Annotated in this window: 14 protein-coding genes and 7 tRNA genes; 18 read left to right on the top strand and 3 right to left on the bottom strand. The window is 40.2% G+C overall.

Translation table 11 applies throughout. The features are described from left to right. Positions 1–303: 303 nt before the first annotated feature. On the bottom strand, positions 304–636 hold the full coding sequence (locus C1I38_RS13920) for a L,D-transpeptidase (RefSeq protein ID WP_119776907.1): 333 nt from the start codon (positions 634–636) through the stop codon (positions 304–306). An 856-nt stretch (positions 637–1,492) separates the two neighbouring features. Here C1I38_RS13920 and serC point away from each other — a divergent pair. The 13 genes from serC to C1I38_RS13855 all read left to right on the top strand — a co-directional run bounded on the left by serC (position 1,493) and on the right by C1I38_RS13855 (position 9,078). Continuing rightward, positions 1,493–2,575 (top strand): 3-phosphoserine/phosphohydroxythreonine transaminase, encoded by a 1,083-nt coding sequence (serC, locus tag C1I38_RS13915; RefSeq protein ID WP_026156681.1) that lies wholly within the window; start codon positions 1,493–1,495, stop codon positions 2,573–2,575. Positions 2,576–2,613: 38 nt separating this feature from the next. Then, positions 2,614–3,777 (top strand): phosphoglycerate dehydrogenase, encoded by a 1,164-nt coding sequence (locus tag C1I38_RS13910; protein ID WP_119776909.1) that lies wholly within the window; start codon positions 2,614–2,616, stop codon positions 3,775–3,777. A gap of 37 nt (positions 3,778–3,814) precedes the next feature. Then, positions 3,815–5,053: a DUF1015 family protein gene (locus C1I38_RS13905; RefSeq protein WP_119776910.1), complete on the top strand. Its 1,239-nt coding sequence runs from the start codon at positions 3,815–3,817 to the stop codon at positions 5,051–5,053. 258 nt (positions 5,054–5,311) lie between these two features. Continuing rightward, entirely contained in the window at positions 5,312–6,418 is a 1,107-nt protein-coding gene (locus C1I38_RS13900; protein WP_119776912.1) for a M20/M25/M40 family metallo-hydrolase, read from the top strand. 21 nt (positions 6,419–6,439) lie between these two features. Continuing rightward, on the top strand, positions 6,440–6,760 hold the full coding sequence (locus tag C1I38_RS13895; RefSeq protein ID WP_119776914.1) for a hypothetical protein: 321 nt from the start codon (positions 6,440–6,442) through the stop codon (positions 6,758–6,760). Positions 6,761–6,931: 171 nt separating this feature from the next. Then, entirely contained in the window at positions 6,932–8,203 is a 1,272-nt protein-coding gene (locus C1I38_RS13890; protein WP_026156679.1) for a glycosyltransferase family 2 protein, read from the top strand. Positions 8,204–8,365: 162 nt separating this feature from the next. Continuing rightward, positions 8,366–8,441, top strand: a tRNA-Val gene (locus C1I38_RS13885). Positions 8,442–8,446: 5 nt separating this feature from the next. Beyond that, positions 8,447–8,523, top strand: a tRNA-Asp gene (locus C1I38_RS13880). Between the two features lie 135 nt (positions 8,524–8,658). Next, positions 8,659–8,734: transfer RNA gene (locus C1I38_RS13875), tRNA-Phe, on the top strand. A gap of 7 nt (positions 8,735–8,741) precedes the next feature. Then, a tRNA-Gly gene (locus tag C1I38_RS13870) sits at positions 8,742–8,816 on the top strand. Between the two features lie 13 nt (positions 8,817–8,829). Further along, positions 8,830–8,904 (top strand) — tRNA-Cys (locus C1I38_RS13865). A gap of 3 nt (positions 8,905–8,907) precedes the next feature. Then, positions 8,908–8,996, top strand: a tRNA-Leu gene (locus C1I38_RS13860). A 5-nt stretch (positions 8,997–9,001) separates the two neighbouring features. Then, positions 9,002–9,078 (top strand) — tRNA-Val (locus tag C1I38_RS13855). A 183-nt stretch (positions 9,079–9,261) separates the two neighbouring features. Here C1I38_RS13855 and C1I38_RS13850 read toward each other — a convergent pair. After that, positions 9,262–9,504, bottom strand: coding sequence for a helix-turn-helix transcriptional regulator (locus C1I38_RS13850; RefSeq protein ID WP_119776915.1), 243 nt, complete (start codon positions 9,502–9,504; stop codon positions 9,262–9,264). 138 nt (positions 9,505–9,642) lie between these two features. On the opposite strand from C1I38_RS13850, the gene C1I38_RS14095 reads away from it, so the two are divergent. From C1I38_RS14095 to C1I38_RS13835, 3 genes are all read left to right on the top strand, one after another. After that, positions 9,643–9,801: a hypothetical protein gene (locus C1I38_RS14095; RefSeq protein ID WP_165904937.1), complete on the top strand. Its 159-nt coding sequence runs from the start codon at positions 9,643–9,645 to the stop codon at positions 9,799–9,801. A gap of 249 nt (positions 9,802–10,050) precedes the next feature. Then, positions 10,051–12,867 (top strand): SIR2 family protein, encoded by a 2,817-nt coding sequence (locus tag C1I38_RS13845; RefSeq protein ID WP_158582070.1) that lies wholly within the window; start codon positions 10,051–10,053, stop codon positions 12,865–12,867. A gap of 833 nt (positions 12,868–13,700) precedes the next feature. After that, positions 13,701–15,305, top strand: a complete 1,605-nt coding sequence (locus C1I38_RS13835) for a protein O-GlcNAcase (protein WP_119776919.1) — start codon at positions 13,701–13,703, stop codon at positions 15,303–15,305. Positions 15,306–15,334: 29 nt separating this feature from the next. Here the strand turns inward: C1I38_RS13835 and C1I38_RS13830 are convergent, their stop codons facing one another. Next, positions 15,335–17,233 (bottom strand): DUF2334 domain-containing protein, encoded by a 1,899-nt coding sequence (locus tag C1I38_RS13830; protein ID WP_119776920.1) that lies wholly within the window; start codon positions 17,231–17,233, stop codon positions 15,335–15,337. Between the two features lie 393 nt (positions 17,234–17,626). Here C1I38_RS13830 and C1I38_RS13825 point away from each other — a divergent pair, with 393 nt between their 5' ends. Continuing rightward, positions 17,627–18,079, top strand: coding sequence for a hypothetical protein (locus tag C1I38_RS13825; RefSeq protein ID WP_020492867.1), 453 nt, complete (start codon positions 17,627–17,629; stop codon positions 18,077–18,079). A 192-nt stretch (positions 18,080–18,271) separates the two neighbouring features. Then, entirely contained in the window at positions 18,272–19,723 is a 1,452-nt protein-coding gene (locus C1I38_RS13820) for an aminotransferase class I/II-fold pyridoxal phosphate-dependent enzyme (protein ID WP_020492868.1), read from the top strand. The last annotated feature ends 1 nt before the right edge of the window (position 19,724 follow it).

Raw genomic sequence — 19,724 nt, 5'->3', positions numbered from 1 at the left:
GGAAGATAAGACGTTGCCAGGTAATGAAGGACAGAGCATCTATTATGGTGCTCTGTTTCTTATGTACAGAGGGTGTTCAATTAGGATGTTTGAGGAACTTCCTGGGGCGATGATACTTCATGGGAAAATAGCACGTTGCCAGGTAATGTAAAGAGACTACATCAAATGATGTAGTCTTTTTACATTAATGGAGTGAGGGTGTTTGCCTAGAAAGTTTAAGTATCTTCCTGGAGCGACGATACGGAAAATAGGTCTAGGCAGATACAAATCTGGCCGATTGGCGGACAATAGGGGTATTATTAATTAAGAACGGATAGTGACTGAGGTGCCAGTGGGGATAATTCTAGCGAGGTCTAAGACATCTTTATTAAGCATGCGGATACAGCCTTTAGAAACCTGTCTGCCAATTGACTGAGGATTATTTGTACCATGAATTCCATATCCAGGGATGCTGAGTCCAAGCCACATCACACCAAATACGCCTCCGGGATTTGGTACTTTACTAATGATTTCATAAGATCCGATTGGAGTAGGTGTCGCTGTTTTTCCGATACCAACCGGATAGGTTCTGATGATTTGACTGTCTTTGGAGACATAGAGCTGCCGTTTATTTAAAGAAAGTATTATTGAATACATGTTAATCACCTCAGTTTATATTATTAGCCAGGTCTTTATTTGGTTAAATATTCAATAAAAAAATTGGACTAATTTCAAAATATACAATGTGGAATATAATGGAATTATAAAATTAAATTCTACTTCGCCTAAAAAATAAGGAGGAAGCAAAAATGCACCTTTTTGGGAAAAACGTTTATCCATTTGCATGCACATGTTATTATCCAGTAATTTGCTTGCCGGTTATGCCCTGTTGTAATGTTCCTTATTGGCAAAAGACAGTACAATGCCGACAAACAGAGCAATATCAACAGACGCGATTTACCGGTGGCAAAGGTTAATTAAGAAATGAGGATAGAGCATCGATTGGTGCTCTGTTTCTTATGTACAAAGGGCGTTTTTTCAACACAATCGGATGATGGATAGGATAAGGATTCTATCCACTTGACAAATCATCCCGGATACATTACTATATTGAAAATAACCTATATGCTCAAACACGATGAGAGGAAAGTCTGATTTAAATGTTGTTCAGAGAGCTGATGGCCGGTGCAAGTCAGCCAACATGTAATGAGATTCCATCCTGGAGTGGCCGATGATGAATTGTGCGGGTTCCGCCCGATATCGCGGACATAAGTTGGCCGATTTGGCAACATGGGTGGCAACGCGGGAATACCTCTCGTCCCTGATTTTGGGATTAGAGGTTTTATTTATATATTTCTGCAGATGAAAGACGTTGTCACTTTATGAAGAAATGGCTGAAACTTGGGTGGCACCGCGGAATATCCGCCCCAACACTGGGGTGGGTTTTGCTTTTTTTCATAGGGCTATACAAAATTGAAAGAATACTAATATGATAATGGAGGGGGAATTTACAATGACAAGAGTATTTAATTTTTCTGCCGGACCGGCAGTATTGCCTGAAGAAGTTCTCAAAGAAGCTGCTGAGGAAATGCTGGATTATGATGTCACGGGGATGTCCGTGATGGAAATGAGCCATCGCTCCAAAGCTTTTGAAAAAATTATTGGTGATGCGGAGCAGGATCTTAGAGATTTGCTAAATATCCCAGATAATTATAAGGTACTATTCCTGCAAGGCGGCGCATCACAACAGTTTGCCATGGTCCCGATGAATTTGATGAAGAATAGGGTTGCCGATTACCTTAACACCGGACAGTGGGCTAAAAAAGCGATCCAGGAAGGAAAGATCTACGGTAAAATTAATGTCATTGCTTCCTCAGAAGACAAAACATATACGTATATTCCGGATCTGAAAGACCTGAAGATCTCCGGGGACGCTGACTATGTGTACATTTGCCATAATAACACCATCTACGGAACGAAGTTTACAGAACTTCCTGAAACCGGTGACAAAATCCTGGTTGCGGACATGTCCTCGGATTTTCTGTCTGAACCTGTAGATGTAAGCAAATATGGTTTGATCTTTGCCGGTGCTCAAAAAAATGTCGGACCGGCCGGCGTTGTCGTTGTCATTATTCGGGAGGACCTGATTACGGATGATGTGCTGCCGGGAACGCCTACCATGTTAAAATACAAAACACAGGCAGACAACAAGTCACTCTATAACACACCGCCGGCCTATGGCATTTATATTTGCGGCAAAGTATTTAAATGGCTGAAAAAACTTGGCGGACTCGAAGTCATGAAAAAAATCAATGAGGAAAAAGCCGCAATTCTATATGACTATCTTGATTCCAGCAAAATGTTTAAAGGAACAGTCGTTAAGAAAGACCGTTCACTTATGAATGTGCCGTTTGTAACCGGATCGGAAGAACTGGATAAGAAATTTACTAAAGAAGCCAAAGAGGCCGGCTTGGTAAATTTAGAAGGTCATCGCTCAGTCGGTGGAATGAGAGCGAGCATTTACAATGCGATGCCCATGGAAGGCGTGAAAGCGTTAGTCGCATTTATGAAAAAATTTGAAGAAGGAAACATCTAGAAAGTAATCTTCATACCATCAGAGTAAAGGAGTATCATATGTTTAAAATCAATTGTTTAAATCCGATTGCCAGGATTGGGCTGGACAATTTCTCGGAAGAATATGCTATTACGGATAACTATGAAGAGGCGGATGCCGTTCTGGTCAGAAGTGCCAGTGTTCATGAACTGGACCTGCCGGATTCTCTGCAGGCAATTGCCCGGGCCGGAGCAGGAGTGAACAATATACCGCTTGATAAATGCGCTGAAAAAGGGATTGTTGTTTTCAATACGCCGGGGGCTAATGCCAATGGTGTTAAGGAATTAGTACTTGCCGGACTGTTTCTGGCATCCCGTGACATTATCGACGGCGTAAACTGGGTAAATACTGTTAAAGATGATCCGGATATTGCTAAACTTGTTGAGAAAAATAAGGCCAAGTATGCAGGTATTGAAATCAGCGGTAAGAAACTGGGTGTGATCGGGCTTGGAGCGATTGGGGTTCTCGTAGCGAATGCGGCGATGAAACTTGGCATGGAAGTATACGGGTATGATCCGTTCATTTCTGTCCGCTCGGCATGGCATTTGTCTAAATATATCAAGCCGAGCAAATCCTTGGCGGAGATTTATAAAGAATGTGATTTTATCAGCATCCATGTACCTTTGTCCGATGCAACTCAAGGCATGCTGAATGAAGAAGCCTTCAAGATGATGAAGAACGGCGTCCGCATTCTAAATTTCTCGCGCGATTCTTTAGTCAACGAAGAAGATATGATTGCAGCACTAAAAGTTGGCAAGGTATGCAAATATGTTACCGACTTTCCTACTCCTAAGATGGCGTCTCTGAATGAAGTCATTGCTATTCCTCACTTGGGGGCCTCCACCTGTGAGTCAGAGGATAACTGTGCGGTGATGGCTGTCAGCCAGCTTATGGATTATCTTGAAAACGGCACGATCAGAAATTCCGTGAACTATCCGGACTGCGACAACGGTTATCCTGATAATGCCGGCCGCCTCGGGATTCATCACAAAAATATCCCGAATATGATTGGTCAGTTCACTTCGGCCCTGGCTCAGGAGAATATTAATATCTCTGATATGATTAATAAAAGCAAAGGCCAGTATGCCTATACCTTGGTTGATATTGAGACACCATCCACACCGGAAATAAAGCAGAAAATTGAAGCAATTGAAGGAGTCTACAGAGTCAGAATCGTAAAGTAATGAAAATTGATATGGTTGGTAATGAGGAGGGTTGGATTTGGCTACGATCAGACCGTTTAAAGCGCTGCGGCCGAGGGAAGAGCTTGCCGCGAAAGTCGCAGCACTTCCTTATGATGTCTATAACCGCGAAGAAGCATTGGCTGAAGTAAGAAAAGAACCGTTGTCATTTTTGCACATTGACCGGGCAGAGACCCAGTTCGCTTCTGAGGTCAGTCCTTATGATACCCGGGTCTATGAGAGAGCGAGAGACAGTCTGCAGGAAATGATCCAAAACGGCGTTTTTGTCAGGGAGGATAGACCCTGCTATTATGTGTATGAACTGGTGATGAATGGCCGTTCCCAGACGGGCTTGGTCGGTTGTGCCGCGATTGATGATTACCTGAACAATGTTATCAAAAAACATGAAAAAACCAGAGAAGATAAGGAAATTGACAGAATCAATCATGTCGACATTTGCAAGGCCCAGACCGGCCCGATCTTTTTGGCTTATCGGTCTCAACAGGGAATTAATGAGGTTGTCAGCCGAATTAAACAAGAAAGCCCCCTCTATGATTTCATTGCTCTGGACGGAATCAGACATACCGTTTGGAAAATAGACGGGGATCATGATTTGGCTGCGGTCTATTCCGGATTTCAAAATACCCGGAGCATCTATATTGCGGATGGACACCACAGAGCGGCTTCGGCGGTAAAAGTAGGCTTGCGCAGAAGAGACGCCCATCCCGGTTTTACCGGAGAGGAAGAATTCAATTATTTTCTTTCTGTCCTTTTCCCGCACGATCAACTGATGATCCTGGATTACAATAGAGTGGTCAAAGATCTTAATGCTTATCAGAAAGATGCCCTGCTGAATGAAATAGAAAAAGCATTTATTGTAACCAAAATGGAGGCTGAACCCTATAAACCTCAGAAAAAAGCGGTCTTTGGCATGTATTTGGAAGAATCATGGTATAAACTGGAGGCTAGGGATGAGATTCTTTGCGATGATCCTGTGGAAGGCTTGGACGTTTCACTGCTGCAAAATCATCTCTTAACACCGATCCTGGATATCAAAGATGTCAGAACGGATAAACGAATCGATTTTGTCGGTGGTATACGTGGCCTTAAGGAACTGGAAAAGCGGGTGGCCAGTGATATGAAACTTGCCTTTTCGATGTATCCGACATCGATTGATGAACTTTTTGCGGTATCTGATGCAGATAAGCTTATGCCGCCCAAATCTACCTGGTTTGAACCCAAACTGAGAAGCGGACTGCTTATTCACGAACTGGAATAGGGATGACTTGCAACCCGGTATAGTACTATACCGGGTTAGTATCTGGTTTGCCGTGAAAAATATTTTTGAGCCATACACATAGGATCATAGTGTTTGTTTCATGATAAAGTCAGATGATATTTTAATAGTTAATGAGGTACTGGAAAATATTATTTATATGTTTGACGAATTATCCCAAGAAAATCCGTCTAAATAATAGGGCGGTTGTTTATTCTATGAGTGAAAGCATGAGTGATCGGAGAGTAATCGGAGGTAACTATGTCAATCAATGTTACGGATGAATTTCTTAAGCTTGTTTCCATTGACAGTCCGTCCAAAAAAGAAGGGAAACTCGCAGGCTATCTAAAACGAAGGCTGAAGGAGCTCGGTGCTGATGTCTATGAGGACCATTCCGCCGTCAGAACCGGAAGTGATACAGGTAACCTGATTGCAGTACTGCCGGGCAACTGTGAGGGTGCACCTGTGATCATGCTTGCAGCTCATATGGATACAGTAGCATCGACCGAAGGAATGACACCCCGGATTGAGGAAGGGGTCATCCACAGCGATGGACAAAGCATCCTAGGGGCGGATGATAAAGCCGGAATAGCCGTGATACTTGCAGTACTGAGCAGGCTTCAGGAAGACAAGCATATCCTGCATAGTCCGGTTGAAGTTGTCCTGACAGTCCAGGAAGAAATTGGTCTTTATGGTATAAAAAATCTCGATTATGCCCTTAAAGCTGACTTCGGCTATGTCTTGGATGGTGACGGCCCTGTGGGTACGGTGGTTCACGCAGCACCTTCTCATATCACGCTTGATCTGGTTATTCAGGGTAAAGCTGCACATGCGGGCCTGGCACCTGAAACGGGCGTGAATGCAATTGTCGTTGCGTCCAAAGCCATTGCGGACTTGAAATCAGGAAGGATAGACCAGGAAACAACGAGTAATTTCGGGATCATTACCGGTGGAACAGCACGCAATGTGGTTGCCGAAAAGGTACAAATCACAGCAGAGGTACGAAGTCATGATCAAGCGAAACTTGAAATTGAAACCGATAAAATTCTTGAAAAATTTGAAACTGTTGCAGCTAAGAACCAGGCAAATTTCAGCTATACGAAAGAACTCGCCTATGAAGCGTTTTGCATAGACCCTGCACATCCAGCTGTTCAAAATTTACTGAAGGCAGGGAAGACACTCGGCATTCACACGGAGTTAACTTCAACCGGCGGAGGACTTGATGCCAATATCTTAAATTCCCGCGGCATACCATGTCTGGCACTGGGCCTCGGCAATCATAAACCGCATACGCGCGAAGAATATGTCGAAATTGACCAGATGGAAAAATCCGTCGAATTCGTACTTGAGGCTTTGTCTTTTTCATAGGATATACTGAGGTGACGACAAATGTGGGAACGTATTCGTCGTGAACTTTTAGTGGAATACTATTGGTGGAAAAGGCAAAAATTAAATAAAAGACGTTCGGATAGTCCAATTGGTCTTCTGGGAATACTGTTAATAACCGTCGGAATTATTCTGATGGTGATCATCGGGCAGGGTATTGGGGCACTGTTCCGTAATATGATACCTTTCGTAAGCGGAACACAGGTTGCCGGTACCTACTGGTCTTCCGTTTTTTTGGCGTTAAAGATCAGCCTGCTGTTAATCGTGATGATGATTGGTTTTGCCGGCATCATCATCTATAAATTATTCGGACGTAAAAAATGAAGAGTTCCGTCGATAATTGACTTCCAAGAAAAAAATGTTTGAATATAAACATTTGTGTATGTTTGTTGCCTTAAAAGAATAATAAAATAGATTCTTAAGATATTGTACAAGTCTTATTGCAGGCAGCAGTAATATCTGCTAAAATTGATAAATTGAGGGGGGGTAAGATTTTTGGATAGTTTTTCCAATATTGTGCAAGAAATTTTTAACATTATTATGATTTCTTTACAAGTCATCATTATTTTTGTGACTTTGTATTATTTTATTTTATCGATTCTGGGGATGCATCGGAAACCTGAAGATGATGAATTTGAACCCAAGAATAGATTTGCGATTGTCGTTGCCGCCCATAATGAGCAAAGGGTAATCGCGCCACTGATTAACAACCTTAAAAATCTGGATTATCCGAGAGAACTTTTTGACATCTTTGTTGTGGCCGATAATTGCACCGATAACACTGCTTACCTGGCAAAAAAAGCTGGAGCCTATGTGTACAAGCGTTTTGATGAGACAAAACGCGGGAAAGGCTATGCCTTGGAATACTTATTTGCGAAGATTTTTGCTTTAGACCATACGTATGATGCTTTTGTTTTGTTTGATGCCGATAATCTCGTCAAGGGTAACTTCCTCAGAGAGATGAATAAAAAGCTCTGCCAGGGAGATCAAATCATTCAGGGCTATGTGGATTCTAAGAACCCTTATGATACCTGGGTCACCACTTCATTTTCAATTGCATTTTGGATGATGAATAGGCTGGTCCAGCTGGCCAGGTTTAATTTCGGAGTTTCCAATACCCTGGCTGGTACGGGGATGTGTATTTCCTACGATGTACTTAAGAAATTTGGCTGGGGAGCTCACTCTTTGGTTGAAGATCTTGAGTTTACGATGAAAGCCTTGGTATATGGGATAAAAACCAGCTGGGCGCATGACGCGGTCGTTTATGACGAGAAGCCGCTAAGTTTTGTACAGTCCTGTCATCAGAGGAAACGCTGGGCTCAGGGGCAGGTTGACGTTGCCTGCAGATATTTGCCTATTCTTCTTGTAAAAGGATTCCGCGAGAAAAAGTGGCTGTATTTCGATGCAGCGATGCATCTCTTTCAGCCGTTCTTCCTGATTATTTCGGCTTCGTTTATTTTGATGCAGGTGTTATTCTTTCTGCGCCCTTATTATGTCAACTTGTTTATTGACTATATTCCTGCAGGAGTCTGGCAGGTTCTTTCCGGAAGTGTTATTGTTTTTGCCATATTGTCCCTGTACTTGGACAAAAAGCCTACCAAGGCCTATTTTGGCTTGATTCTGTATCCGATCTTTATGTACAGCTGGATACCGATCATTATTGCCGGGTTCATTCACCGCAACAAGAAAGAGTGGTCGCATACGCTACATACCCGCTCGATCAATTATGAGGAAATTCGTGCGGAAGAAAAAGTATCGACCAGCTGACAGTCTCAAGGTAAATGAAGACCCGGTTTTACCCGGGTCTTTTAGCGTGCTGCAGAATAACAATCCACAAAAAATGTCCCAAAAAATGTCTTGTTTTTACGCAAAAAATCCTTTGACACACCATCGATATTTGTGTATACTATAATTCGTCACAGCAAGCCTGGGCGATTAGCTCAGCTGGGAGAGCGCCTGCCTTACAAGCAGGATGTCGGCAGTTCGATCCTGTCATCGCCCACCAAATATGGCCCCGTAGCTTAGTGGTTTAAAGCGCCTGCCTGTCACGCAGGAGATCGTCGGTTCAAATCCGATCGGGGTCGCCATAACAGAAGTCCGAGGCCAGAAGCCCGAGGTCCGAAAGGGAGAGGGCACTGGCTTGGATAAAAAGATGTTAGGTAGGATGTGTGATGATTCGCCAGAATCGAGCATCTGACATCGTACCGCAGACATCGAAATATGCCTCGGTAGCTCAGTCGGTAGAGCAGAGGACTGAAAATCCTCGTGTCGGCGGTTCGATTCCGTCCTGAGGCACCATGATCATGCGGGTGTAACTCAGTGGTAGAGTGTCACCTTGCCAAGGTGAAAGTCGCGAGTTCGAATCTCGTCACCCGCTCCAGTAGTAAACTTAAGGCGGCATAGCCAAGTGGTAAGGCAGAGGTCTGCAAAACCTTTATCCCCCAGTTCAAATCTGGGTGCCGCCTCCAAACGCCGAAGTGGCGGAACTGGCAGACGCACGGGACTTAAAATCCCGCGAGGTTTACCCCTCGTACCGGTTCGATTCCGGTCTTCGGCACCAATTTTGGGTTTGTAGCTCAGCTGGTTAGAGTACTGCGTTGACATCGCAGGGGTCGGAGGTTCGAGTCCTCTCAAACCCACCAAAATTGAAATGATTCTAAATGAGATAAATAACATGTGAGGCTGAACGATAATCGTAGCTTAATGCTTGTAAAAACATCTAAATATCTCAAAGTATCCGGTCAAGAAATAATAACTCTAGAATTATCTAGGGTTATTTTTTATTATCCGTATGATCGCTGTTATTTGAAATGTATTTATTCTATCTACTTTATTTCTTGCTCCAAATTACGAAATGCAGGAGTGTCAAAAAACTCCACGATATTAATATTCAAGCCATCACAGATTTTCTTAATAGTTGATATGGTTGGATTCTCGCTTATACCGCTAATAATGTTATTCAGTGTTGACTGAGTAACGCCGGAGATGGTTCCTAATTTGTTGAGCGTAATTCCTTTTTGAGTGCATAATTCCCTTATTCTATCGGCTACCACTTTTCCTATAGTCATAAAATCATCCTAACTATAAATAGTTAATATTAAGTTTATACACTAATAACTAAAATAATTAACTATATATGGTTGACAGCTTAATATTTTTTGGTATATTAACTATATATAGTTAATATACCAAGGAGAGGGAAGACAATGCTGGATTACGAGAGAATATATTTCCAACTAGCTGCGAAAGTCGTTGATGCCATCAATATACTTATAGAAGCACAGCAGCAAGGGGAAAGGGGTTATATTGAAGGGGAAAGACCAATTTTGATAATTGCAAAGGGTGAAGAAGAAAAAAAGGATTAAGGTAATTTGTTCAAGTCTTGTCAGTCCGACCATATTTTATCATTCAAAATGATCTTAAATGTCAAACCGAAATTTCATTATTATTTAAATAATGGAGTTTCTTTTTTTGCCTATATGATTAACAGAATAATAGAGGAATATAATGGATTATGTTGAATTATTGAAAATAGAAGAATAAATGGATATTGTTAATTAAGGTATTATAGACCAAATATGGATTTATATATAGTTACAATCGGAGGACGGTTTATGAGAGGGAACGAATTTTACGATATAAATTATGCTATGGACTTAATTTATTCTACATTGGAAATTGAATCAGAAAACAAGGAAACGTTACCATATTTTTTTATTGTTGGTGCAGGTATATCTATTCCTGAAATTCCAGGAGCTGAAGAGATAATTACTGCATGTATTGAGAAGGTAAAAAATCGATATAGTCAAAACATTAACCGCTTTGAAGAGATACATAAAAATGCACCGGAGAAAAATTTAAGCAGTAAAAAATATTCGTACTGGATTGAGCAAGCTTATCCAAACAGAATAAACCGTAGCAACTATTTTAAAAGCATAATTAAGGATTCGAAAATTTCAGCAGCGAATATTTTACTTGCACAGCTTATACAGTCAAAAAAAGTTGCTACTACTGTTTTTACAACAAATTTTGATAACAAACTTAAGCAGGCACTTGATTTAATGGGAGTGTCTGATGTTTTTGTAGCAGATAACCATTTAGATAACTTATCTATAGATGTAAGCAGTCCTGATATTCAAATAGCCCATGTACATGGGTCTTATCAATTTTATGATTGTGCTAATCTTGATTATGAAGTAAGTGAAGTGACAGGGCAGAATGGACTAACAAGTGTGGCTCAGGCATTACGAAGCTTTCTTCAATTTAAGGCCCCAATTATTATAGGTTATAGTGGATGGGAAAACGATGCAATTATGAATTGTCTTCAAGAAAGAATTACTTATCCTATACCATATAACTACATCTGGGTGTGTCACTCAATCAATGACTACTATAAATTACCAGGATGGTTAAAAGAATGCCCAAATATTAAATTCATAAGTGAATATGAGAATAGTAATAAATGTAATGATAAAGAAGCAAGTGATAAATTTAGCCCATATAATCAAAACGAATCAGATGCATTAACAATTGCAGCATCAACATTCATTGCAAGTATTATCGCAAAGATGAAAATTGATACACCAACAATTTTTGTTAACCCCTATCTATACTATTCTGAAATGCTCCAAAAAATATTACCAGAAAATGAAGATGTATTATATCTTAAACGTTGGGCTGAAAGAATGCGGTATCTTGAACAAAATATCTCTTTGACTGAAAGTAAAATCCAAGGTCTTCAATTAGCATCAAACAGGAAGGATGGTAAACAAATTACTTCATGTATGACCAACTTGGTGAATGATTCTTTGATACATGCTGATTGTGAATATATATATAAGTCAATTATTAAACAGATACTATCAGATGAAAATATATTTACAGAGATAGAGGATGCAATTAAATTATGCCAATCATTTATATTATTTATAAAGAACCATAAACCGGAGTTAGATTCTAATAACTGTACGATTGATGCTTTACATGATGTTATGTTCAATAAGTTACTCAAGAGGAACTACAAAGAACGGATTATTATAATTGACGATATTTATGAATTCTCAAAGGATTATAAAGAATTATTAGAGATTAGTATCACAGCACTTGGTGTAAAATCTTCGTTAATAGACGATGAAAATGAATCTCTTAACTTTTTAAGTCAACTGCTTGATATGTCCATAGGGTATGAAAATGAAAAAGCTATTTCGTATATAAGATGTATCGCATTATCCCATAAATCTCTCTTAGTGAAAAATATTCAGGAATCATGTGATCTTTGGATGCAAGCAGATGAAATATTGTCCAAATTAAATTCCTCAATATTGAAGATTCAATTATTAGAAGCTAAAGCAAAAATAGGATCAAAAATAGAAGATACAGAATTAAAAAGTAAGTGGTTAATTTCTGCATTGGATGGAGTGTTTTTATATAAGATCGAAGACAATTTAAAAACTTATATTCAAGTCATGTCAATATTGTTATCGCATAAATCAATTATTTTATCAAATTATCTTAATGAGAAAATTACAAAATTTATAGAGGCTATATATGATAAAGGATACCTATTTGTGGATTGTGAAATAATTTTGCAATTTACTGAAATAGCTAATTACTATTTAGAATTATACAAAGATAATAAAAAAAATAAGATAATTGTAAAGCTTGGGGAAATGATCTTGCAATTTGAAACAAAAATGCCATGTGAATGTAAGTATTATAATTACAATCTTAGTAAGACTTTATCAAATTTAGTTCTTTGTTCTGCAACAGAAATTACTAAAGATTTAAAGGCTAATTATTTTCAAAAACTTAGAGCATTATCAAATAATAATACAGATATTCTTCTAATATTAAATAATACAATAAGAAAAGTATCAGAGATTATAAATGAACAAGATCTAATAGAAATGGGAATAAAAAAAGATTTTGAAAATGTAAAAGACATTGATGAATTATCAAAAGGCTATCAAGAATATCATAATAATGACTATAGTACTGCGGAACAAATATTCTCTAATTTGGTTACTTGTTCATCAAAAGAAATTAGTGATTTGGCTCGAAATAATTTAGCATATATGATAAGAAGAAAAGAATCTTCTTTAATTAGTCCAACAGTTTTTGAATTACTTAATCCTATAGATGATAAAAATGCCTTTAAACATATGAATTTTATTTTGTATTATCTTGAAACGAAGAACTCAGGATATGATCAGTGTAAGATATCTTATCAGCATCTTAAGGAGGAGGATCTTGATCTTCAACCGGTAATTGATTGGTGGAAAGACGAAATAACTGTTGGAAACGAGGAAAGCAAAATAGCTCTAATTATTTTAAATAGTATCATTAATACTGAAAAGGAAATTGAGTTAGGGAATATTGACAGTGAAAAATATGATATAGTGCTTTTGCAGCAATTGTTAGAATTAAGGTAATGAGTTTTATTTTCCAAAGCTAGTAACACAAAATTTTAACTTTTCCCAAGATTGATATAGTTTCCTTAATGGTATAAATTGGAATATACTTACTTTCTTTTTGGTTTGGCGTTTGAGAAGTTTGAAAACATTGTAAGGAGTTTCGGAAGAAGGATACTCCTGTAATTGATTGAGGGTTGTGCCGTACATCAAAACCGGGATATAGCGGGCATTCAGTTTGCCGGGTTGTCCGTTTTAATATCCAAATTCGTTCTAATCGCGGGCGAATATTTTTGCAGCGTCTTAACCATGTTCGCCGCAATCTCCAAGGCTTTTTTCCGGTTGACTTCTTTTCGCGCCGTAGCTACTCTGCTTTGGGTAACGAGTATTTTTAGTAGTTCATTATAGGCGCTAAGCTTGGATGACCGCTTGGGAAAAACTAAGATTCGAATCCAGATTCGAATCTGGCAAGTTCCCGCGGGGAGAGGCTGTCCGAATTCCTTGTAGATTCACTCCCCATATGGAATCACTGCCTTGGCTTCCGTCAGGCAGGCCCCGATTCATGATTTTGTCGGTCCGGCTTTTAATTAAATTAATCAAATATATTCCAAGTAATTAAATTATAATACAAAGAATACACTCAAAATACAAAACATTACATTCCCAACTTTGAAAAATAGCCTCCTTTATAGTTAATTTATAAAACAATTAACTATAAAGAGAGGTTATTTTTTATTTGGGATAATCGTATAAAATAGGTGTATCGTTATAAGGTTCTTGAATTGGGATAAAATATAGAATAAACAATACGTGGAAGGTTTACTTGTAAGGGAATATTAAAGGATGGACTGGCCATGAAGAAGAAAATTGTCTTGCTTTCTTTAACAGTACTTCTATTTGGGTTAGGCATTACAGCCATTGCCTATTATAATACGCCTATTAAAGATTACCTATTTGGTTGGACAACACACTCACAAACCCAAACCAATGGTCAGGATCAAACACAAAGCCCCCGGAATGATACCACGGTACCTTATCAACAGCCACAGGCAGGAGCGGACAATGAACAAACTCTACCTACAGACAGTTTTGCTATCCGCGGAGTTATTGAAGGGTTCTACGGAACCCCCTGGACCATGGCGCAAAGAACCAACATGCTTACCTTTATTGGCCAACACCATTTAAACACGTATGTCTATGCTCCCAAGGATGACCCTTATCAGCGGACCAATTGGTCAGACCTTTACCCAATTGGACAACTACAGCAGATGAAGAATTTGGTGCAAAGTGCAAAAGCGAATGGAGTTAATTTTGTTTATTCTATTTCTCCTGGTATCCCGTCACCGCTGCCTGGTGAAACATTGACCTCAGCAATGGTTGCCAACTCCATTACCTTTACATCTAAAGCCGATGTACAACTGCTTGAAAGCAAAATTGATCAGTTGCGTTCGATTGGAGTTCACACTTTTATGCTTTCATTTGATGATGTTCAACACTACTTGAAGAGTTCTGACCAACAAGTGTATGGTTCTGATTATCCTAAGGCTCATATCGATTTAGCAAATAAATTGCTTGAGGATGAGACTGTAAAAGATTCAAGTTTCAGGCTTTGGCTTGCTCCCACAGACTACTACGGTCTTAAGGACAGCGCCTATTGGACTACAATACGGTCACATCTAGATCCCTCTATACAGGTGATCTGGACAGGGTCTTGGGTCTTAAACCAATCCATTACAAGTAGTGAAGCTGACCAAGTACGGCGGCTTTTGGGTAGGAAACCTCTTATCTGGGACAATTATCCGGTCAACGACTATACCTATGCGGTAAAGAAAGCGCCACAACTATTTATGGGACCATTGATCAATCGTTCGAAGGATTTGTCGGCATACACGAGTGGCATGTTAGCAAATCCCATGCTCCAACCCGAAGCGTCAAAAATCGCACTTTATACTATTTCTCAATATCTATACAATCCCAGCACATACCAGCCGCTTCAAGCCTGGGACGAGGCGTTCCAGAGCATGTCTGGCATAGGCGATGCATTGGCCTTCCGTAAATTTTGTCAATATTCAAGCCAAAGTACACTTGATACGAGTGACAATACTGGGTTTTCCAAATTAGCCGACGCTTTTTGGCAAGAATACCAATCAGGGCAGCATGGACCCAGTGAATTAGAACTTCGTAAAGAATTACAATTACTGAGTGATTTGCCCGATAATCTTAAGAAGACGATAACCAACCAACAGCTTTTAGCAGAAATTAGCCCATGGGCAATAAAACTGAGCGAAGAAGGGCAAGCGGGACTACAGGCTTTAGTATATTTAGATTTATCGAACAATGATCCGCAAAAGCTCACGGCTAAGCAGCAACTTCAAACAAGCTTGCAACAGTTGCGAAACAACAACTTACAAATTGGTTCTGAAGTTCTATCGTTTATTAATAAGGCGGGATCTAATTAGGGTTTGCTAAATAACAGCTAAATCCATTTTTATTTGCCTAAAACTGAAATAGCGCTATTAAGGTTGTAAGTACCCGTACTATGATTGATCATGATCAGATCCGCTTTTTGGTCACCATTAATATCCGCAAGAGCTACCTCTGTATTTCCTGATCCCCATGGCCCAAAGCTTCCGCCAGATACAAATTCTCTTCCATCCATGGTGAAACTTTTCCAAAGACCATCTGGACTGTGAACCATCACATCATCTTTATTGTCACCATTAATGTCGGCCGCAAATAGCTTAAAATCTCTACTGATGCTAAATTGACTGTTCCAGCGTTTAGGGGAAAGAGAAAAACCGTGTGCTTTTACCCCGACCAATACCTGCCATGTATCTGTGTCAAAATTAATTCCTAAAATATCACTTGTGCCATCGCCATTAAAATCTCCTGTTAATAGTTTCAAAGATTTTGCTTTAAGCAGATTAAAGGATTGCCATGTTATATCCGAAAAACAGCCGCCTTGATTGATAGCTCTGCCAATCCTGCCATTGTCCCGGTCATAAAGGAGCAGGTCCGTTAATCCGTCCCCGTTAAGCTCGCCAGCCACGGGATCAACGTTTTGAAAATCATTCAAAGCCTGCCATTTCAGATAATTGGGAATGAATTTATTTCCGTTGTTTTCCGCTAAAATCATACTCCCCGAAACAGTGTTTAGGAGCAACAAATCTTGTTTGTCCTTATTTTTAAAATACCCGACGATCGGTATCGTTCCACTGTCCAGAGATAAGTCTTTAAGCCATACACCCAAGTCTTGAAATGCATTTATATCTTTCCTGGGTGCATACCAGGAGGCCGAATATCTGAACATATGCCATTGATTCGTTTTCTTGTTCCAGATCAGCACGTTTTTTCCAGATGCACCCGTCACAAACTGACCGGTAAAGACTTCATCCCTCGGGTCAAACTGAATATTTTCCGCCCTTTGGGCAGGTACAAAACCTACGAGTGAATAGATCGAGACAAAAGCGTATCTTCTGTTTTTTAGTTCCTTTACAAGCTGGTGCAAAAGGGAATTTTCATCATAAATATACTGAACTTCTCCGTTTTTTTGCTGGACTTTCTTTATAAACTGAAACTCATAGGTAGGATGGACGTATAGGGACGCCAGTGTTCCGTTTTTTGCCGGATCATCCAAGACAGCCAGCATAGCGGCAAGCCGCTCCGGGGAATTTAAATGCCCTAAAGGAGCAGGCACAACATCGAGGCCGCAATAATATTCTTGATGCTGATTTACGACGCTATTGCTTTTCCAGGCCTCAGGATAGTAATAATTGTTTTCATAGATCAAACCGATCTGTTCTTGAAAAGCGACAAGTTGCTGGGGTGAAGCGCTGTAATGCGGCGTTTCCCAGTAGGCCGGACGAATCCCTGCTTGATCAAACAGCGCAATCGCTTTTTCAGCCCGCTCTTTGGCATAGGCGTATGTATTGGGCACGTCGGGATTTTTTGCCGAGCTGTAGAATTCATATCCTGACACGCTATTGCTGTTCCCGCTCTGGTGGGTATAGCCGTGGACCCCGATGATACCGCCTTTTTCTTCAAGGCTTTTAATGGTAGAGACAAATTTCCGAGCATATTCCGTATGATCGGTAATGGCAACATCATAGTTCCTGCCGGGTACAACCATCCTGGGAATCAAAGAGACTTCAAACGGTATCCCCTCTTGTTTAAGATAATCTGCCAGTACAATCAGTTTATCGAGGTTTTCCTGGCTTGTGTATTCTTCCCCGGGACCTACATCCTCTAATCTTAATAAGGCCGGCAGCTTCTCGGAGAATTGTTCCTTTGAGATATTGCTCGGACGGGTAGATAAACTGGAATGAGCAATTACTGTTAAAAAAAGTGTACATGTTAATGCAATTGCAAATACTTTTTCTCTAAACATAAAATAAATATCCTCATAAAAAAATAATTAGGGTTCGCATAACGAATAATAAATTTCTATCAGACAGACCAATTTAATCTAAATAGTTTCCAGAAATGGCCACCCCAAATTTGAGCCAAAGAGTTTATACATATCCGTATACTCCTAAAGTGCACGCTTTTTTAGAAAAAATACTGCTTTACTATGCATTATTTTACCATAAAATGCGCCTTTGGGAACCGTTATGCAAACTCCAAATAAATAAAAAACCTCACTTTCCTAAATTGAAAGGGAACAGCCATTGCCATCGGTATAAATACCATTCAATTCTAGCCCCATATTTTTATACATAAAAGCATTAAAACTGAGAGACATTAAAATATCAAAATTTAAAACTATGGGGGTATCCAAAAAATGAAAGACCCAATTTGTGCTGCTACCATTGCGGGTATTATTGGCGCAACTGTTATGGACTTCTTATCTTATATCCTTATTGTTTTAGGAATCCCGATGACATCTCCATGGAATATAGCCGCAGATGTTTTCCTAAGTTGGAGCCTAGTCAATTCCCCTATCGGGATATTCTTAGGAATCGTCGGGACAATGGCTTTGAGCATTGGCACAACGATATTATTAGTTATCGTCATGAAAATGACCGGAAAAGATTTTGCCATTTTAAAAGGGGTTATCATAGCCAACATGGTCGGGTTTGCTTCCATGGGGTTATTTATGCCCTTATTGAATATTGCCCCTCAAATACAATTCCAACCTCTTACCAATCTGTTTGCTCTGATAATTTTGACTATCTTCGGTGTGATAACTTCTTTCATCCTTAAGAAATACGGCACGTTTATTAGAAATCTATAGAAGTTATAGGATAATCATAGTCTATCTTACCCGGAGTAAAAGCGCCTTTTGTTTAATCATTATACCATACAGCTTGCAGCAGATCTCTTGCTCGTTGATTTAAGCTATTTTATTGACATTGTCCAGATTGTCCACTATAGTAACGTTGATAGTTTATAAAGACACAGACCATAGCAGAGGGTGGAGATTTTCATGCAGCTAGCTTCCCAGGACAGAGCGCCTATTTATGAAGCCCTTCAAAAATATAAAGCAATGCGGATCGTACCGTTTGATGTGCCTGGGCACAAACAAGGGAGAGGCAACCCGGAGCTCAGGGAGTTTCTCGGGGAAAGGTGTCTTTCTGTTGATGTCAATGCCATGAAACCTTTAGATAATCTTGGACATCCTGTTTCGGTCATCAAAGAGGCAGAGGAACTGGCTGCGGATGCCTTTGGCGCCTACCATGCGTTTTTCATGGTCAATGGAACGACCTCGGCAGTCCAGGCGATGATCATGAGCGTATGCAAACAGGGCGATAAGATCATTATGCCGCGCAATGTTCATAAAAGTGCCATTAATGCACTGATTATCAGTGGGGCCATCCCGGTATATGTGAATCCGGGAGTCAATAATGTGCTCGGCATACCTTTGGGAATGTCGATCAGCGAAGTAAAAAAAGCGATGGAGCAGCATCCCGATGCAAAGGCCATTTTTATTAATAATCCTACCTACTACGGGATATGTTCAGACTTAAAGACCATTACCGAACTTGCTCACCAAAAAGGTATGTTTGTACTGGCCGATGAAGCCCATGGCACCCACTTTTACTTCGGTGAAAACCAACCGCTGAATGCCATGGCCGCAGGGGCAGATATGGCGGCGGTCAGTATGCATAAAACTGGAGGAAGCTTAAGCCAAAGCTCTTTTTTGTTAATTGGCAGCCGTCTAAATATTGGACATGTCCGGCAGATCATCAATCTGACCCAGACGACCAGCGCTTCTTACCTACTTTTGTCTTCTTTGGATATTTCCAGACGCAACCTTGCACTTGACGGGAAAAATATCTTTGCCAAAGTAACTTCCCTTGCCAACTATGGACGCGACGAAATTAACAAAATTGGCGGATATTATGCATTCTCGAAAGAACTGATCAATGGAGATTCGATTTTTGATTTTGATACGACCAAGCTTGTCGTACATACCCGGGATATAGGGCTGGCGGGAGTGGAGGTCTACGATATACTTCGGGATAATTACGATATCCAGATCGAATTCGGCGATATTGGAAATATTCTGGCGATTATCTCTGTTGGCGACAGGGCGCTGGCCTTGGAGCGTCTGGTCTCGTCCCTGTCGGAGATCAAAAGGCTTTATATGCGTGATAAGACAGGTATGTTTGATCATGAGTACATTACGCCTGATGTCGTCATGGCTCCGCAGCGCGCGTTTTATTCAGAACAGCATTCCGTGCCTATCCGAGACAGCGCCGGACAGATCAGCGGGGAGTTTGTGATGGCCTATCCTCCGGGGATTCCAATACTCGCGCCTGGAGAGCGGATCACTGAGGAAATCATTGATTACATTGTCTATGCCAAGAGTAAAGGAAGCTTTCTTACCGGGACGGAAGATATGTTTATTGAAAATATCAGGGTTGTGGGGGAATGAA

It is taken from the genome of Dehalobacter sp. 12DCB1 (genome assembly GCF_004343605.1).
Lineage (GTDB): Bacteria > Bacillota > Desulfitobacteriia > Desulfitobacteriales > Syntrophobotulaceae > Dehalobacter.
Note: the sequence above shows the minus strand (reverse complement) of the source record. Positions and strands in the feature narration are given on the sequence as shown.

What these genes read in the sequence shown, in the direction of transcription:
- C1I38_RS13920 (WP_119776907.1), bottom strand. Translation starts at nt 636, where the DNA reads ATGTATTCAATAATACTTTCTTTAAATAAACGGCAGCTCTATGTCTCC.
- serC (WP_026156681.1), top strand. Translation starts at nt 1,493, where the DNA reads ATGACAAGAGTATTTAATTTTTCTGCCGGACCGGCAGTATTGCCTGAA.
- C1I38_RS13910 (WP_119776909.1), top strand. Translation starts at nt 2,614, where the DNA reads ATGTTTAAAATCAATTGTTTAAATCCGATTGCCAGGATTGGGCTGGAC.
- C1I38_RS13900 (WP_119776912.1), top strand. Translation starts at nt 5,312, where the DNA reads ATGTCAATCAATGTTACGGATGAATTTCTTAAGCTTGTTTCCATTGAC.
- C1I38_RS13895 (WP_119776914.1), top strand. Translation starts at nt 6,440, where the DNA reads ATGTGGGAACGTATTCGTCGTGAACTTTTAGTGGAATACTATTGGTGG.
- C1I38_RS13850 (WP_119776915.1), bottom strand. Translation starts at nt 9,504, where the DNA reads ATGACTATAGGAAAAGTGGTAGCCGATAGAATAAGGGAATTATGCACT.
- C1I38_RS14095 (WP_165904937.1), top strand. Translation starts at nt 9,643, where the DNA reads ATGCTGGATTACGAGAGAATATATTTCCAACTAGCTGCGAAAGTCGTT.
- C1I38_RS13845 (WP_158582070.1), top strand. Translation starts at nt 10,051, where the DNA reads ATGAGAGGGAACGAATTTTACGATATAAATTATGCTATGGACTTAATT.
- C1I38_RS13835 (WP_119776919.1), top strand. Translation starts at nt 13,701, where the DNA reads ATGAAGAAGAAAATTGTCTTGCTTTCTTTAACAGTACTTCTATTTGGG.
- C1I38_RS13830 (WP_119776920.1), bottom strand. Translation starts at nt 17,233, where the DNA reads ATGTTTAGAGAAAAAGTATTTGCAATTGCATTAACATGTACACTTTTT.
- C1I38_RS13825 (WP_020492867.1), top strand. Translation starts at nt 17,627, where the DNA reads ATGAAAGACCCAATTTGTGCTGCTACCATTGCGGGTATTATTGGCGCA.
- C1I38_RS13820 (WP_020492868.1), top strand. Translation starts at nt 18,272, where the DNA reads ATGCAGCTAGCTTCCCAGGACAGAGCGCCTATTTATGAAGCCCTTCAA.